Here is a 16,366-nt window from a genome sequence, read left to right as displayed (position 1 = left end):
TGTTGCACTTCGTTTACGGCGTGCTCAAGTCGGGTCAACCCTTTGACCCGAAACTTGCGCTTGCCCGGTGAGGCTCAAGACGGTATCTACGCAAAGAAACATCGTACATCCCGTAGGAGCTGCCGCAGGCTGCGATCTTTTCGCCCCCCGCCCCCTGATTCGAAATAATTTTCACCCGACCCTATCACTTTTCAAATCTCATACGGCACCTAGGCAATTGAGAAATATTTCCATTCAGGAGCCGCCGTATGTCCCGCTCGCTAGACACCTTGTTGCGCCCCAGCCTGTTGGCCGTGGCCATTGTCCTTAGCGCTCCGCTGACCAGCACCGCACTGATCGCTGCCGAACAGGCGTCCAATGTTCGTGCTTACAACCTGCCGGCCGCGCCATTGGCCAACATCCTGAACCAGATCGCCAGCCAGGCTGGCCTTGCGTTGAGCCTGAATCCGTCGCTGGCCGCCGGTAAGACCTCGGCCCCGGTCAAGGGCCAGTTCGACGCTGCCACCGCCCTGCGTGAAGCCTTGCGCGGTACCGGTCTGCAACTGGAGCAAAGCAGCGCTGGCACCTTCAGCCTCGTAGCGATCCCGGATGGCATGGTTGCACTGCCAGAAACCAGCATCATCGGCCAGGAAAACACCGAAAGCGCCTGGGGCCCGGTCGACGGCTACGTCACCACCCGCACCGCTGCCGGCACCAAGACCGACACCGCGATTGTCGAAGCACCGCGTTCGATGTCGGTGATCACCCGCGCACAAATGGAAGATCGCGGCGTGCAGAACCTCGACGACGCCGTGCGCTACATGCCGGGCGTGATCGCCAGCAGCTACGGCAGCGACTCGCGCGCCGACTGGCTGCGGGTGCGTGGCTTCGAGCCGACCCAGTTCCTCGACGGCCTGCCACTGCCAAGAGGTTCCTACGCCAACCCAAAGGCTGAAACCTGGAACCTGGACCGCATCACCCTGCTGCGCGGCCCGGCTTCCTCGGTCTACGGCCAGACCCCGCCAGGCGGCATGCTCGACATGGTCAGCCGGCGCCCGGAAGCCTTCGCCAGCCACGAAGCTCGTGCTGAAGTTGGCAGCAACAATCGTAAGCAGATCAGCTTCGACAGCACCGGAAAAATCGACGACGAAGGCCGGTTTTTGTACCGCGTCGACGGTGTTATCCGTGACAGCGGTTTGCCGGTCGACCATATCGATGACAAGCGCTACAACATCGCCCCCAGCCTGACCTGGAACATCGATGACGACACGGACCTGACCCTGCTGTCGCAGTTCACCCGCGACGATACCGGCGTCAGCGGTCAGTTCCTGCCGCTGCAAGGCACCAAACTGGATTCGCCGGCTGGCAAGATTTCCCACCACAAAAACCTCGGCGACCCGGATTCGGACTACTACGACCGCACCTACTACGCGCTGGGCTACGCGTTCGATCACCGTCTCAACGATGTGTGGCAGTTCAAGCAAAACCTGCGTTACACCAAAAGCGAACTGGCCTTCCAGCAGGCCTACGCCTCGTTCGGTGATGTCGTCGCAGCGGATGGAGCGCTCAAGCGTCTGGTCGACCGGGTGAACGAAGACATCAGCCAGATCGCCGTGGACAACAACTTCCAGGCCGACTTCCAGACCGGTGCCCTCAGCCACACCGTACTGCTGGGACTTGACCACCAGCGCACCGACACCCACTACAAATGGCTTGAAGGCAACGCGCCGGACAGCAATGTGATCCGGCCGATCTACGGTCAGGACTTCTCCAGCGTGAAGTTCAACACCTTCTACAACTACAACCAGAAAACCAACCAGACCGGCCTCTACGCCCAGGACCAGATCGCTCTGGATAAATGGCGCCTGACCCTCGGTGGTCGTGAAGACTGGATTCACACCGGCACCACCTTCTTCAACCAGGCGGACGCGACCAACACCCAGCGCGACAAGGCCTTCAGTGGCAACGCCGGCCTGAGTTATGTGTTCGACTCCGGAATCGCGCCGTACATTTCCTACACCGAGTCGTTCCAACCGTCTGCCGGCGCCAGCGCCAGTTCCACCGAGTCGTTCAAACCGACCAAAGGCAAGCAGACCGAAGTCGGCGTTAAGTACCAGCCACCGGGCAGCAGAACCCTGCTGACCGCTGCGGCGTTTGACCTGCGCCAGGAGAATGTTTCCGTCTCGCAGAACAACGTCACCAGCCAGATCGGTGAACTGAAGGTCCGTGGTATCGAGCTGGAGGCGACTTCCGAAGTCACCGATAACCTGAAACTGGTGGGTTCCTACACTTACACCGACACCGAAATCCTCAAGGGTGACGACAAGGGCAACCGGATGAAACTGGTGCCGCGCAACCAAGCCTCGTTGTGGTCTGACTACACCTGGCGCGCGGGTGTGCTCGACGGCTTTGGCATGGGCGTCGGTGTGCGTTACGTCGGCGACACCTATGGCAACACGGCGAATACTGCGAACGGCCACGTCGGCTCGTACACCGTGTACGACGCCGCCGTGCATTACGACCTGAGCCGCGTGAGCCCGGCGCTGGCCGGTGTTTCGGTTGAAGTGACCGCCAGGAACCTCTTCAACAAGGACTACCTGTCCACTTGCGACGGCACCTGGTGCTACTACGGCGACGAGCGCAACGTCGTCGCTGCGGTCAACTACAAGTGGTAATCGGCTAACCGCCATCGCGTCAAAACAAGGGTCACAGTACAGCCGCGGCCCTTTTGCATCTGGATGATTCATGAAAAGCAAAACCATCCGCCGCTGGTCCTGCGTCCACACCTGGACCAGCCTGATCTGCACCGTGTTCTTATTGATGCTGGCGCTGACCGGCCTGCCGCTGATCTTTCATCACGAAATCGATCACCTGCTGGGCGATGCGCCCGAGCTCAAGCACCTGCCGGCCGGCACCCCGCAACTGGATTTACAGCAGCTGGTGCTCATGGCCGAGAATCATCGCCCCGGTGAAGTCATGCAATACCTGGCCTGGGACAAAGACGACAGCAATGGCGTGATCGCGATCATGGCCAAGACCGCCGGCACCGAGCCTAACTCGTCACACACCTTCATGCTCGACGCCCGCACTGGCGATGCGCTGGAAGTCCCGTCGGCCAACGGTGGGCTGATGCTGTTCATGCTGCGCCTGCACGTCGATATGTTCGCCGGGTTGCCGGGCAAACTGCTGCTGGCATTCATGGGGATTCTGTTCGTGGTGGCGATTGTTTCCGGGACGGTGCTGTACTTGCCATTCATGCGCCGGCTTGAGTTCGCCACAGTGCGCACGGACAAATCCACCCGTCTGCGCTGGCTCGACTTGCACAACCTGATTGGTGTGGTGACCCTGACCTGGGCACTGGTGGTGGGGGTAACCGGGGTGATCAGCGCCTGCGCCGACCTGATCATCGCCGCGTGGCGCAACGACAGCCTGAGCACAATGATCGAACCTTATCGCGGTGCGCCGCCGCTGATCCAACTGGCACCAGCCAGCCGCTTGATCGAGATTGCCGAACACGCGGCTCCGGAGATGCAACCAGACTTCATTGCCTTCCCCGGTACGCGGTTTTCCAGCGAACACCACTACGCGGTGTTCATGAAAGGCAGCACCCACCTGACTTCGCACTTGCTGACCCCGGTACTGATCGACGCCAGTACGCTGCAAGTCACTGCCATCGCCGAACGGCCGTGGTACATGGACGCGATGGGCATGTCGCAACCGCTGCACTTCGGCGATTACGGCGGCATGCCGATGAAAATCCTCTGGGCCGCGCTGGATGTGCTGACCATTATCGTGCTCGCCAGCGGCGTGTACCTGTGGGTGGTGCGGCGCAAAGCGGCGAAACCGGCAGCCGTGCAAGCGGAGACCGCAGCATGAGGCCCAGACAGTCGAACTTCTGGAAAGTCTTCGAGATTCCGATTGTCATCGCCCTGCTCAGCGCTGCGGGATTGTTTGCTGCGCTGCTGGGGGATGGGGTCTGGGATGGGTTGAGCTGGATCGGGTTGGGTGTGCCGGCGATGATTGGGGTGCGGGGGTTGTTGAAACGGAGCTGAAATTTTTGGAGCCTGAACTGGCCCCATCGCGAGCAAGCTCGCTCCCACAAGGATATGTGTCAGCACACAAATCTCAGACACACCCCCAAATCCAATGTGGGAGCGAGCTTGCTCGCGATGGCGATTTCATGGGGCCATCAAACCCCTCGCCAGCCGCGCCGGAACTTACTAGGCTAGAACTCTTGCCCATGTTCCCTGAATACCGCCGAGGAATGTCCATGTCCGCCCCCAGCATGACCTTGTTCCACAACCCTGCCTCGCCTTACGTGCGCAAAGTGATGGTGCTGCTGCATGAAACCGGTCAACTGGACCGCGTGGCGCTGCAACACAGCCAACTGACCCCGGTCAGCCCCGACGCCGCGTTGAACCAGGACAACCCGCTGGGCAAGATTCCGGCGCTGCGCCTGGCCGACGGCAACGTGTTGTACGACAGCCGGGTGATCCTCGATTACCTCGACCAGCAACATGTCGGCAACCCGCTGATCCCTCGCGAAGGCTCGGCACGCTGGCGGCGCCTGACCCTGGCCGCGCTGGCCGACGGGATCATGGACGCCTCGGTGATGATTCGTTACGAACTCGCCCTGCGCGCCCCGGAGAAGCACTGGGACCAATGGCTCGACGCCCAGCGCGAGAAGATCCGCCGTGCCTTGACGGTGCTGGAAACCGACGCCATCGCCGAGCTGACCAGCCATTTTGACGTCGCGGCCGTCAGCGTTGCCTGCGCCCTCGGTTATCTGGACTTCCGTCACCCGGACCTGGAATGGCGCAAGACCCATCCGCAGCTCAGCGCCTGGTTTACCGAGGTAAGCCTGCGGCCATCGATGCTCGCGACTCAGCCACCGGTTTGAATCTGCCGGTAGTCGCTGAAATCAGCAGTCAGGCTTATCCGCGACAAAGCGTCTGGCCGGGTTCACCGCCGCACCAAATTCACGTAATGCCTTGGCACCGATCAGCAGCGGGTAATTGAAACTGCTGCGGTCGGTCAGGTTGACCTCGACCGTGCGCTTGATGCTGCCCAGGCACAGTTCCAGGTCAATCACCGGACGCTTGGCAACGTCGGCCACGTTCTTCTCGTCGTCTTCGTCGGCGCGGCTTTTGATTTTGCTGATCCGCGAGATCTTGTGTTCGAAAACCTTGTTGCTCGCATCCTTGGTGCCCAGGCGGAAGCGCACCCAGTCTTCGCCATCGCGGGTGAAGGTTTCGATGTCCGTGGCCGACAGGGACGCCGTCAGCGCACCGGTGTCCATCTTGGCCTTGAGGACCTGGCCACCGATTTCCGGCAGCTTGATGTATTCGTAACGGCCATAAAGAGTCGGCTCGGCAGCCATGACCGGCAGGGCCAGAAGGGATAACAATGCGAGGATGGATTTCACGTAATGGATTCCCTTGAGAAATAATGAGCGTTGACGCTGAATTCTAGACCGCGAAAAGCACCGTAAGTTAGAGCACCGCCTCTGTGGCGAGGGAGCTTGCTCCCGCTCGGCTGCGCAGCAGTCGTAATACCGGCTGATGCGGTCTATCTGAGAAATCTCGGTGCATGGTTTTGGGGCCGCTTCGCAGCCCAGCGGGAGCAAGCTCCCTCGCCACAGGTGACCGCAATACGCCGAAAGAATATCGCTGCAAAGGTGAAACATTCGTCGTCACCGATTTGGCCTCTGGGCCGAAGCTGCTTATCATTGCGCGCCCAAATGCTTTCAAGAGTTATTTATGCGCCGCCTGCTCACCGGCTGTTTCGTCACCTTGCTGCTCTTACTCAACACCTTGGTCCTGTTCGGCCCGCTGATGGTGTTTGCCCTGCTCAAGCTGCTCCTGCCCGGGCGTTTTCGTGATTACGCCAGCGCTGCGGTGATGTGGATCGCCGAGACCTGGGCCGAGATCGACAAGCTGATTTTCGCCCTGTGCATCCCGACACAATGGGACATTCGCGGCGGCGAAGACCTGCGGGTTGACACCTCGTATCTGGTGATCAGCAATCACCTGTCCTGGGTCGATATCCCGGCGCTGATCCAGACCCTCAACCGACGCACGCCGTTCTTCAAGTTCTTCCTGAAAAAACAGCTGATCTGGGTGCCGTTTCTGGGCCTGGCCTGGTGGGCGCTGGATTACCCGTTCATGAAACGCTACAGCAAAGCCTTTCTGGCCCGGCACCCGGAGTTGCACGGCAAGGATCTGGAGATCACCAAAGCCGCCTGCGAACTGTTCAAGCGCCAGTCGGTGAGCGTGGTCAATTACCTGGAGGGCACTCGCTTCACACCGGCCAAACGCACCGAACAACAATCGCCGTTCAAGCATTTGCTCAAGCCCAAGGCGGGCGGCGTGGCGTTTGTCCTGGCGGCGTTGGGTGAACAGCTGGATGCGGTGCTCGATGTGACCGTGGTTTATCCACAGGCGAAGATTCCGGGTTTCTGGGATTTGATCAGCGGCGCGGTGCCGCGGGTGATCATCGACATCAAGACCCGTGAGCTGGATCCTGCGTTGTGGCAGGGCGATTACGAAAATGATCCGGCGTTTCGCCAGAGCGTCCAGAACTGGGTCAACCAGCTCTGGACCGAGAAAGACTCACGCATCGACGCCTTGCGCGCCGAGCGGGCTGAATCAGCCGCCGGCGCCCCAGATCCCGCCGAGGCTATTGAGTAGCGAACCGCCAACACCTTGCTGACCGAGGTATTGCAGAAGGATCGGGGCAAACTGACCGATCATGCCGCCGTCCATGCCCAGCGCGCTGAAGGCGCTGTTCAGGTCATTGGTGTTCTTCACGTTGTCCAGGTTGCCCAAGGCGCTGTCCAGGGGCGACGAGTTGCCGGACGAGCCACCGAGCAGTCCGCCAAGCATACCCAGACCACCGTTACCCGACAGCATGCCCAGCCCCGGCGCGTCTTTGGTCAACTGTGAATAATCGGTCGAGCTCAACTGGTTCTTCGCCAGACCCAGCATGGCACCCGTGCCACCGATGGCCTGCTCCGGGGTCACGTCCAGCGCACTCAGCGCGCTCAGCAAGCCGGCGGTTTGTGAAGTCGGTGCTGCGGCAGCCGTATTGTCGCCGCCCTGCATGCCGGACACGGCACCCGCCACATCGTTCAGGCTGAAGCCGGCGGCGAAGACCGGACTGGTCGCCAGGGTCATGAGCGAAGCCAAAGCAAAACCGCGTGAAATCTTCATCGAAACTAACTCCTGAACCCTGAAAGCCACCTGCAATCAGGTGGTGGAAACCAGCCGTTTGACTGGTCGTGACACTAATTGTTCCCGGCCATTGTGCATCGCACCGGTCCGTCTGCATCCAGTTCAAAAATATTTTTCCTGCGCTGCATCCACTGTTTGCCCGGCTGCGTATATCAAGCACGGACAGACATTCCTGGCCGATTCCTCAACTAGGACAATCACCATGAAGCGCACTTCGATTAAAGCCCCGTTGATCGCCAGCCTGCTGAGCCTGGCCGTGACCTGTGGTTTGGCCCTCAACAGCGTGCAAGCGGCAGACATGAGCCACGACACTGTGATGGTCGGCGGTCAGGCCATGATGCCGAGCAAAGACATCATCGATAACGCCGTGAACTCGGCGGATCACACCACCCTGGTCGCCGCCGTGAAAGCCGCCGGCCTGGTCGAGACCCTCAAGGGCAAGGGCCCGTTCACCGTGTTCGCACCGGTCAACTCGGCGTTCGCCGCCCTGCCCGCCGGCACCGTCGATACCCTGCTCAAACCCGCCAACAAAGCCACGCTGAGCCACATCCTCACCTACCACGTGGTCGCCGGGAAACTCGACATGGCGGCGTTGGCCCAGCAGATCAAGGCCGGCGGCGGTAAAGCCGAACTCACCACCGTCAGCGGCGGCAAGCTGTGGGTGACGATGAACGGCCCGCACAACATCACCCTCAAGGACGAAAAAGGCGCGACCGCTGACATCACCACCTACGACGTGTACCAATCCAACGGGGTGATTCAAGTCATCGACAAAGTGCTGATGCCAAAAAGCTAAGCGCTGACGCCGGCCCTGTGTATCAGGGCCGGCGTTGCCCTGAGGTCTGTCGCCGTGAATGGAACATCTGCGCACCGTGAACTAACCTCTGCCTGCAACCGACAGCGCATGCCAACCGAGATTGCTTGGAGAACGGTCATTTCCACCGCCGACACCGAACCGCTCAGACAGCTACTCGCCCAATGTTCACTGGGTGACCGCCGTGCATTCGAGACGCTCTACCGCAGTGTTGCACCGCGCCTGCACGGCGTGGCGCTGCGCTTCATGGGGCGCAGCGACCTGGCCGAAGAAGTGCTGCAGGAAAGCTTCGTGCGCATCTGGAACAACGCCTCGCGTTACCAGGCGCATTTGTCGGCGCCGATGACCTGGATGATCAACATCACCCGTAATCAGGCCATCGACCAGTTACGCAAACACCGCGACCGGCGCCTTAGCGAACTGGAAGAACAGGCGCTGGTCGACGAAGCGCCCTCGGCCCAAGAGTTACTCAGCAGCGACCGCGAAGCCAGCGCGCTGAAGCGCTGCCTGGACACCCTTGACGGTATGCAGCGCCAATCAATTACCGTGGCCTACTTTCAGGGTTTGTCCTGCTCTGAACTGGCCGACCATTTGGCTGCGCCACTGGGCTCGGTCAAGTCCTGGATTCGCCGCGGTATGGAGCGCCTGCGCAGGTGCCTTGAATCATGAACTATCAAAACAGACGCCTGCGCCGTGCCCTCGCCGCCGACTACGCCATTGGCCTGATGCCCGCCGCCGCCCGTCGGCGCTTCGAACAGCTGCTGCTGGACGATGCCGAACTGCGCACTGAGCTGGCCAAGTGGCAAGAAAGCCTGGCCAGACTCAATGAACCGTTGGTGGAAGTGCCCGTGCCCGACCGGGTGTGGAGCGCCATCAACGCCCGCATCGAGCCACAAGAACTACATGTGCCGGCCAAACGTCCATTCTGGAACTGGTTGCGCGTGACGGTGGCGGTCTGCTCGCTGCTGGTGGCAATGACGCTGGGCATTCTCTACAACCGCGACAGCGCCCAGTACAGCGCAACGTTGCTCAGCGCCAGCGCGCAGCCTGCCCTGCGGATCAAGGCCCATGACGACTACCTGCAAATTGAGCCACTGACCCTGGCCGCCGTCGACCCCGCACACAGCCTCGAATTGTGGGCGATTCCGGCCGATGGCAAACCGATCTCCCTAGGCGTGATCCCGGTCGGTGGTAAAGGTCGGGTCGCGTTGAGCGACGAACAGCATGCGCTGCTGGGCAAACCGATAGCACTGGCGGTCAGCCTTGAGCCTGAAGGCGGTTCGCCGACCGGACAACCGACCGGGCCGGTGTTGTATCAGGGGGCGTTGGCGGGGTTGTGAAAGCAGGAGATCAAGAGATCGCATAACCCTGCGGCAGCTCCTACGGGGGTTTTGTGGTGTTTTGGCCATAAAAAAGGGCGACATCACTGTCGCCCTTTTTTCCGTCTTGCCCTAAGCCTTACGCCGCGCTGAACAACTTGTGCGGATCGATCACAAACTTCTTCGGCACACCGGCATCAAATTCGCCGTAACCACGTGGTGCGTCGTCGAGGCTGATGACTTCGACGCCAACGATGTCGGCAATCTTGATGCGGTCCCACATGATTGCCTGCATCAGCTGGCGGTTGTACTTCATCACCGGGGTCTGACCGGTGTGGAAGCTGTGGGATTTGGCCCAACCCAGACCGAAGCGGATGCTCAGGCTGCCCATTTTGGCGGCGGCATCGACTGCGCCCGGATCTTCAGTAACGTACAGGCCAGGGATACCGATTTTGCCCGCCACCCGAACCACGCCCATCAGCGAGTTGAGTACGGTGGCCGGTGCTTCGTGTTTCACCCCGTCATGGCCGTGACCACGGGCTTCGAAGCCCACCGCATCGACGGCGCAATCCACTTCCGGTTCGCCCAACAGCGCAGCGATCTGTTCGTGCAGTGGGGTGTCTGTCGACAGGTCGGCGATTTCGAAACCCTGAGCCTTGGCGTGAGCCAGGCGGATCGGGTTGACGTCACCGATGATCACCACCGCCGCGCCCAGCAGGCGCGCGGAAGCTGCCGCCGCCAGACCCACCGGGCCAGCGCCAGCGATGTAAACGGTGCTGCCCGGACCAACGCCCGCGGTGACAGCGCCGTGGTAACCGGTCGGCAGAATGTCCGAGAGGCAGGTCAGGTCACGGATTTTTTCCATGGCCCGGTCGCGATCCGGCAGTTTCAGCAGGTTGAAGTCAGCGTACGGCACCATCGCGTATTCAGCCTGGCCGCCGGTCCAGTCGCCCATGTCGACATAACCATAAGCACCGCCCGGACGCGCCGGGTTAACGCTCAGGCAGACACCGGTGTGCATCTCTTTGCAGGAACGGCAGCGCCCGCAAGCAACGTTGAACGGCACGGATACCAGGTCGCCGATTTTCAGGTTTTCGACATCGCTGCCCTTCTCGATCACTTCACCGGTGATCTCGTGGCCCAGCACCAGACCGGTTTGGGCCGTGGTACGGCCGCGCACCATGTGCTGGTCGGAACCACAGATGTTGGTGGAAACCACACGCAGGATGACACCGTGTTCGATCTTCCTGCCGCGTGGGTCCTGCATTTTGGGATAGTCGATTTTCTGTACTTCGACCTTGCCATTGCCGAGATACACCACACCACGATTACCAGACATGCTTTCACCTCGCTGTTGTTTTTATGTAGCGGTCGCGTCGCCCTGGATCGGCGGCGCGTTGATTGCTCGGGTTTATTGCCTGTGTGTTTTTTGTGTTGTTTGGGAGGGCCTCTTCGCGAGCAAGTCGAATCGTCGCACCGCCGCTCCCACATTTGACCGCGTTTCCCTGTGGGAGCGGGCTTGCTCGCGAATGGGTCGCGAAGCGGCCCCAAAAATCTAAAGAACTACGGTTCTGTTGGCGTTCAGGAAAACCCGCCGCTCAATGTGATAACCCACCGCCCGGGCCAACGTCAGCCCTTCGATATCCCGACCTTTGGCAATCAGGTCTTCGGGGTAATGGCTGTGATCCACCGCTTCCACTCCTTGGGCGATGATCGGGCCTTCGTCGAGGTCGTTGTTGATGTAGTGCGCCGTGGCACCCACCAGTTTCACGCCCTTGTTGTAGGCCTGGTGATACGGCTTGGCACCTTTGAAACCGGGCAGCAACGAGTGATGGATGTTGATCGCTTTACCATCGAGCTTGCGGCACAGCTCCGGCGACAGCACTTGCATGTAGCGCGCAAGCACCACCAGTTCAGCGCCGGACTCTTCGATCACCTGCCAGACTTGCCGCTCTTGCGCGGGCTTGTCGTTAGGGTCGAGGGGGAAGTGGTAATAGGGAATCCCATGCCAGTCGGCCAGCGGCTTGAGGTCCGGGTGGTTGGACACCACCGCCACCACGTCCATCGACAATTGACCGATGCGTTGGCGATAGAGCAAGTCGTTGAGGCAGTGATCGGCCTTGGAGACCATGATCACCACTTTTGGCCGGTGGTGCGGCGGCGTCAGTTCGAAAATCATGCCGAACGCGTCGGTCCGTTCGGCCAGACCTGCGCGAAACGCTTGTTCGTCGAAGTCGTCGGGCTGACGGAATTCCACACGAATGAAGAAGCGGCCGGAAAGCCGATCATCGAAGGAGTGGTGCTCGGTGACGTAGCAACCCTGTTCGAACAGAAAACGGGTCACCGCATCCACCGTGCCCAATACGCTTGGGCAATCGGCGGTCAAAATCCATGTGTCTGGTGCGCGGCTCATAGTGCGGTGACTCCTGTTCGTGGGTGACGCAGCTCTCGTAGCAGTTGCCGAAGGCTACGTCCGGCGGCGAAGCCGTCGTAAAGCCTGAGTCCCCGATTCCGAATCAAAACCGGGGTGCCCGAATTGCGACGGCTGCGCCATCGAACGCAGCCTTCGGCAGCTGCTACGGGACATGTGCAAGCCTCAAAATCAGGCCTGAACGCTAAGCCCGTATTCCGCCGCCGCGTCCTGCAACCACAGCCACCAGTAATCCGAGAAGCTACGGCGAATCAGCAGCTCCCAGGTGTCTTCAGCGGTATGGCGGATCACCAGTTGCGACTTGGCGAACACCGTGCCCACGGCTTTACCCACCGGGAAGTTGTTGGGGTGCACGTCGTAGCTGGTGGACTTCATCAGCACTTCGCGGACTTTCGGGCCGCTCAGTTCGAGAATCTGCTGACCGCCGCTGACGTTGACGATGGAGATGTGCAGATCGCCCAGGGCTTCACGCAGTTTTTTCTCGGCGGCGAATTCCTCACCGCTCGGCACGATCAGCAGCCACTCGTCCGGGCCCATCCATTGCAGGCTGGTTTCACCTTTGGCGACCACGGTCAGCGCTACTGGCAGTTCCAGGCCCAGGGCCTTGTGCACGCCAGCGGCGAATGCCGGATTGTGGGCATCGCCACGAATGGTCAGGTGGCCCAGGAGTTTTTTCTCACGCACGGTGACACCGGCGTTTTTTCGGCCCTTGCCCACCAGGCTTTGCAGGCCCGCGTGATGCAGCGACGACTCGGCCTTTGCCCCAGTGGTTGGGCGCTGTTGGTAAACGTTGGCTGTGGTCATAAAGCACCTGTCTTGAATTCGTACGTCGCCCCCGAAGGGGCGAGCGTTGGTATCACACGTTCTGGCGATCGCCTTTCGGATCGAAGAACACCGAAGAAACGATTTCCGCTTCGATCACGCTGCCGTCGGCCAACGGCGCGAACACGCGCTCGCCGAGGCGCTTCAAGCCGCCTTTGACCACACCCATGGCAAACGAATAGCCAAGAGAGTTGTGGGCGTAGCTCGAGGTCACGTGACCAACCATGCTCATCGGGATCGCTTGCTTGGTGTTGAACACCAGTTGCGCACCTTCCGGCAGCCATTTGGTCGGGTCGATCGGCTTGAGGCCGACCAACTGTTTACGCTGATCACGCACACAGTCTTCACGGTTCATGCCACGCCAGCCGATCCACGAGAACGGTTTGGTGCGACCGACGCACCAGCCCATGTTCAGGTCGTCCGGGGTCATCGAGCTGTCAGTGTCCTGGCCAACGATGATGAAACCCTTCTCGGCCCGCAGGACGTGCATGGTTTCAGTGCCGTACGGCGTCAGGTTGTACTTCTTGCCAGCCTCGACGATTTTTTCCAGCACGCCCATGGCGTAGTCGGCCTGCACGTTGACTTCGTACGACAGCTCACCGGTAAACGAGATCCGGAACACCCGCGCCGGCACGCCGCCCACCAGGCCTTCTTTCCAGGTCATGAACGGGAAGCCGTCCTTGTCCAGGTCGATGTCGGTGACTTCGCTGAGCAGCTTGCGGCTGTTCGGCCCGGACAGAGTCATGGTCGCCCAATGGTCAGTGACCGAGGTGAAGTACACCTTCAGGTCTGGCCATTCGGTCTGGTGATAGATTTCCAGCCATTGCAGCACGCGTGCAGCGCCGCCGGTGGTGGTGGTCATCACGAAGTGATTGTCGGCGAGGCAGGCGGTGACGCCGTCGTCGAAAACCATCCCGTCTTCTTTACACATCAGGCCATAGCGAGCCTTGCCCACGTCGAGCTTGGTCCAGGCGTTGGTGTAGACGCGGTTGAGGAACTCACGCGCATCCGGGCCTTGAATGTCGATCTTGCCGAGTGTCGACGCATCCAACAGACCGACGCTTTCGCGCACGGCCAGGCATTCGCGTTTCACCGCGGCATGCAGGTCTTCACCGTTTTTCGGGAAGTACCAAGGACGTTTCCACTGACCGACGTCTTCAAACTCGGCGCCGTTCTTCACGTGCCAGGCGTGCAGCGCGGTGTAGCGCACTGGCTCGAAGATGTGCCCACAGTGACGACCGGCTACCGCACCGAAAGTCACCGGTGTGTAGTTCGGGCGGAACATGGTGGTGCCCATCTGCGGGATGGTCACGTTCAGCGAACGGGCGGCGATGGCCAGACCGTTGACGTTGCCGAGCTTGCCCTGATCGGTGCCGAAGCCCAGCGCGGTGTAGCGCTTGACGTGCTCGACCGACTCGAAGCCTTCGCGGGTCGCCAGTTCGATGGCGGCGGCGGTGACGTCGTTTTGCAGGTCGACGAATTGCTTCGGCGCACGTGCGGTGTTCTTTTCGTGCGGCACCTGGAACAGCGCCAGAGTCGGCTCTTCCAAACGGCTCAGGGCTGTTGGCAGTACGCCTTCGACCACTTTGAAGCCGGCCTCGCTGGCTGCGCGCACGCCGCCTTCAAAACCATCGGCGAGGGAATCGCCGAGGCTGTAGACACCATTGATGCCGCCGACGCACACGCGTTTTTGTGGTGCTTCGCCCGGGATGAAACCAAGGATGTCTTCACGCCAGATCGGTTTGCCGCCCAAGTGCGACGCCAGGTGAACCACCGGGCTGTAGCCGCCGGAACTGGCGACCAGATCGCATTCAAGCCATTCGCCAGGGCTGGTGACGGTGTGCGCTTTGACGTCGATCGCTGCAACGCGAGCGGCGGTTACGCGCTTGCTGCCGCGTGCTTCGATCACCGCGCTACCGGTCAGAATGCGGATGCCTTTGGCCCGCGCTTCTTCTACCAACGCACCGCGAGGATTGCTCCGCGCATCGGCAATGGCCACCACTTGCAGGCTGGCGTCGAGCCAGTCCAGCGCCACGCGGTAGGCGTGATCGTTGTTGGTCGACAGCACCAGTTTTTTGCCCGGCGCGACGCCGTAACGGCGCACGTATGTCGAGACTGCACCGGCCAGCATGTTGCCCGGCACGTCGTTGTTGCCGTAGACCAGCGGACGCTCGTGAGCACCCGTCGCCAGCACTACGCGCTTGGCGCGAACCCGGTGAATACGCTGACGAACCTGGCCAATCGGTGCGCGGTCGCCGAGGTGATCGGTGAGACGCTCGTGAATGGTCAGGAAGTTGTGGTCGTGGTAACCGTTGACGGTCGCACGAGGCAACAACAGCACGTCCGGCAAACCTTTGAGTTCTGCGATTACAGTGGCCACCCATTCGGTGGCCGGTTTGCCGTCGAGGCTTTCACGGGAATCGAGCAGGCTGCCGCCGAACTCTTCCTGCTCATCGGCCAGAATCACTCGGGCACCGCTGCGCGCAGCCGCCAGGGCAGCCGCCAGACCCGCCGGGCCACCGCCGACGATCAGCACGTCGCAATGCTGGTTCATGTAGTCGTAGGTGTCCGGATCGTTTTCGGTCGGCGAACGACCGAGACCTGCGGCCTTACGAATGTACTTCTCGTAGGTCATCCAGAACGATTGCGGGTACATGAAGGTTTTGTAGTAGAAACCCGGTGGCATCAGCTTGCCGCCGACCTTGCCGAGAATCCCCATCATGTCGTTGTTCACGCTCGGCCAGCCGTTGGTGCTGGTGGCGACGAGACCCTGGTACAGCGCCTGTTGAGTGGCGCGCACGTTAGGAATTTGCGTGGCTTCGGTCGCGCCGATCTGCAGCACCGCGTTCGGCTCTTCAGCGCCTGCGGCGAAGATCCCGCGAGGACGCGAATACTTGAAGCTGCGACCGATGATGTCAACGCCGTTGGCCAGCAATGCTGCGGCCAGGGAGTCGCCTTCAAAGCCTTTGTAGGTCTGACCGTTGAAGGTGAAGCTCAGGACTTTGTTGCGGTCGATCCGTCCACCGTTGGACAGGCGATTGATCTGGCTCATACCTTCGCTCCCAGAGCCTGCGCGGCCGCTTTCGGACTTTCAGTCTTGTCGGTGAACTGTGGCTTGGTGCCGATCTTGTAGGTTTCGAGAATCTCGTAGGTCACGGTGTCACGGGTGACGTTGAAGTACTGACGGCAACCGGCGACGTGATCCCACAGCTCGTGGTGCAACCCGCGAGGGTTATCGCGGAAGAACATGTAGTCGCCCCACTCCTCATCGGTGCAGGTGTTCGGGTCAAGCGGGCGCGGGATATGCGCCTGACCGGATGCGTGGAATTCCTCTTCGGAGCGCAGCTCGCCGCAGTGAGGACAGAAGATATGCAACATAGGGATTTCTCCTGTTAGTGGGCGACTGCAGCAGCGCCGTGTTCGTCGATCAGCGCACCGTTGTGGAAACGGTCGATGGAGAATGGTGCAGCCAACGGGTGCATTTCACCCTTGGCGAGGCTTGCGGCAAACACGTTGCCCGAGCCCGGCGTCGCTTTAAAACCACCGGTGCCCCAACCGCAGTTGAAGAACATGTTCGGCACGGGTGTTTTCGAGATGATCGGGCAGGCATCCGGCGTGGTGTCGACGATGCCGCCCCACTGACGGTTCATGCGTACGCGGGACAGCACCGGGAACATCTCGACGATGGCCTGGATGGTGTGCTCGATTACCGGGTACGAACCCCGCTGGCCGTAGCCGTTGTAGCCGTCGATACCGGCGCCGATCACCA

Annotated in this window: 16 protein-coding genes; 8 read left to right on the top strand and 8 right to left on the bottom strand. The window is 60.8% G+C overall.

Translation table 11 applies throughout. From position 1 onward, the window contains the following. The first annotated feature begins 248 nt into the window (after positions 1 to 248). The 4 genes from ACIPIN_RS28280 to ACIPIN_RS28265 all read left to right on the top strand — a co-directional run bounded on the left by ACIPIN_RS28280 (position 249) and on the right by ACIPIN_RS28265 (position 4,879). Positions 249 to 2,654, top strand: a complete 2,406-nt coding sequence (locus ACIPIN_RS28280; RefSeq protein ID WP_401124663.1) for a TonB-dependent siderophore receptor — start codon at positions 249 to 251, stop codon at positions 2,652 to 2,654. 70 nt (positions 2,655 to 2,724) lie between these two features. After that, positions 2,725 to 3,855 (top strand): PepSY-associated TM helix domain-containing protein, encoded by a 1,131-nt coding sequence (locus ACIPIN_RS28275; protein WP_401124662.1) that lies wholly within the window; start codon positions 2,725 to 2,727, stop codon positions 3,853 to 3,855. Beyond that, the gene (locus ACIPIN_RS28270) at positions 3,852 to 4,031 is read left to right on the top strand and encodes a hypothetical protein (RefSeq protein ID WP_401124660.1); all 180 of its coding nucleotides are present in this window, start codon (positions 3,852 to 3,854) and stop codon (positions 4,029 to 4,031) included. The genes ACIPIN_RS28275 and ACIPIN_RS28270 overlap by 4 nt, the downstream gene beginning before the upstream one ends. A 218-nt stretch (positions 4,032 to 4,249) precedes the next feature. Further along, positions 4,250 to 4,879: a glutathione S-transferase gene (locus ACIPIN_RS28265; RefSeq protein ID WP_401124659.1), complete on the top strand. Its 630-nt coding sequence runs from the start codon at positions 4,250 to 4,252 to the stop codon at positions 4,877 to 4,879. Between the two features lie 21 nt (positions 4,880 to 4,900). Here ACIPIN_RS28265 and ACIPIN_RS28260 read toward each other — a convergent pair whose 3' ends face one another. Next, positions 4,901 to 5,404, bottom strand: a complete 504-nt coding sequence (locus ACIPIN_RS28260) for an ATP-dependent zinc protease (protein ID WP_401124657.1) — start codon at positions 5,402 to 5,404, stop codon at positions 4,901 to 4,903. Between the two features lie 334 nt (positions 5,405 to 5,738). Here ACIPIN_RS28260 and ACIPIN_RS28255 point away from each other — a divergent pair, with 334 nt between their 5' ends. Next, complete coding sequence (locus tag ACIPIN_RS28255) at positions 5,739 to 6,668, top strand: acyltransferase (RefSeq protein WP_401124655.1); 930 nt, start codon at positions 5,739 to 5,741, stop codon at positions 6,666 to 6,668. Here ACIPIN_RS28255 and ACIPIN_RS28250 read toward each other — a convergent pair. Continuing rightward, complete coding sequence (locus ACIPIN_RS28250) at positions 6,627 to 7,190, bottom strand: DUF2780 domain-containing protein (protein WP_401124653.1); 564 nt, start codon at positions 7,188 to 7,190, stop codon at positions 6,627 to 6,629. The two genes, ACIPIN_RS28255 and ACIPIN_RS28250, sit on opposite strands and share 42 nt — an antisense overlap. Before the next feature lie 223 nt (positions 7,191 to 7,413). On the opposite strand from ACIPIN_RS28250, the gene ACIPIN_RS28245 reads away from it, so the two are divergent. The 3 genes from ACIPIN_RS28245 to ACIPIN_RS28235 are packed head-to-tail and all read left to right on the top strand — an operon-like array spanning position 7,414 to position 9,365. After that, positions 7,414 to 8,007, top strand: coding sequence for a fasciclin domain-containing protein (locus ACIPIN_RS28245; RefSeq protein WP_401124652.1), 594 nt, complete (start codon positions 7,414 to 7,416; stop codon positions 8,005 to 8,007). A 54-nt stretch (positions 8,008 to 8,061) separates the two neighbouring features. After that, complete coding sequence (locus ACIPIN_RS28240; RefSeq protein WP_401124650.1) at positions 8,062 to 8,694, top strand: sigma-70 family RNA polymerase sigma factor; 633 nt, start codon at positions 8,062 to 8,064, stop codon at positions 8,692 to 8,694. Continuing rightward, complete coding sequence (locus ACIPIN_RS28235; RefSeq protein WP_401124649.1) at positions 8,691 to 9,365, top strand: anti-sigma factor domain-containing protein; 675 nt, start codon at positions 8,691 to 8,693, stop codon at positions 9,363 to 9,365. The genes ACIPIN_RS28240 and ACIPIN_RS28235 overlap by 4 nt, the downstream gene beginning before the upstream one ends. 118 nt (positions 9,366 to 9,483) lie before the next feature. On the opposite strand, the gene fdhA is transcribed toward ACIPIN_RS28235, so the two are convergent. The 6 genes from fdhA to ACIPIN_RS28205 all read right to left on the bottom strand — a co-directional run. After that, the gene (gene fdhA, locus ACIPIN_RS28230; RefSeq protein ID WP_262112927.1) at positions 9,484 to 10,683 is read right to left on the bottom strand and encodes a formaldehyde dehydrogenase, glutathione-independent; all 1,200 of its coding nucleotides are present in this window, start codon (positions 10,681 to 10,683) and stop codon (positions 9,484 to 9,486) included. 216 nt (positions 10,684 to 10,899) lie between these two features. Further along, positions 10,900 to 11,757: a formyltetrahydrofolate deformylase gene (purU, locus tag ACIPIN_RS28225; protein WP_401124647.1), complete on the bottom strand. Its 858-nt coding sequence runs from the start codon at positions 11,755 to 11,757 to the stop codon at positions 10,900 to 10,902. Between the two features lie 189 nt (positions 11,758 to 11,946). Further along, positions 11,947 to 12,579, bottom strand: a complete 633-nt coding sequence (locus ACIPIN_RS28220) for a sarcosine oxidase subunit gamma (protein ID WP_019693990.1) — start codon at positions 12,577 to 12,579, stop codon at positions 11,947 to 11,949. 52 nt (positions 12,580 to 12,631) lie between these two features. After that, the gene (locus ACIPIN_RS28215; protein ID WP_401124644.1) at positions 12,632 to 15,649 is read right to left on the bottom strand and encodes a sarcosine oxidase subunit alpha; all 3,018 of its coding nucleotides are present in this window, start codon (positions 15,647 to 15,649) and stop codon (positions 12,632 to 12,634) included. After that, complete coding sequence (locus ACIPIN_RS28210; protein ID WP_123426519.1) at positions 15,646 to 15,975, bottom strand: sarcosine oxidase subunit delta; 330 nt, start codon at positions 15,973 to 15,975, stop codon at positions 15,646 to 15,648. The genes ACIPIN_RS28215 and ACIPIN_RS28210 overlap by 4 nt, the downstream gene beginning before the upstream one ends. 14 nt (positions 15,976 to 15,989) lie before the next feature. After that, positions 15,990 to 16,366 (bottom strand): FAD-dependent oxidoreductase (locus ACIPIN_RS28205; protein ID WP_401124643.1); only part of this gene is annotated, 377 nt, incomplete at its 5' end.

This window comes from Pseudomonas sp. NPDC087697, from assembly GCF_044743155.1.
Lineage (GTDB): Bacteria > Pseudomonadota > Gammaproteobacteria > Pseudomonadales > Pseudomonadaceae > Aquipseudomonas.
This window is presented reverse-complemented; position numbering and strand designations above follow the sequence as displayed.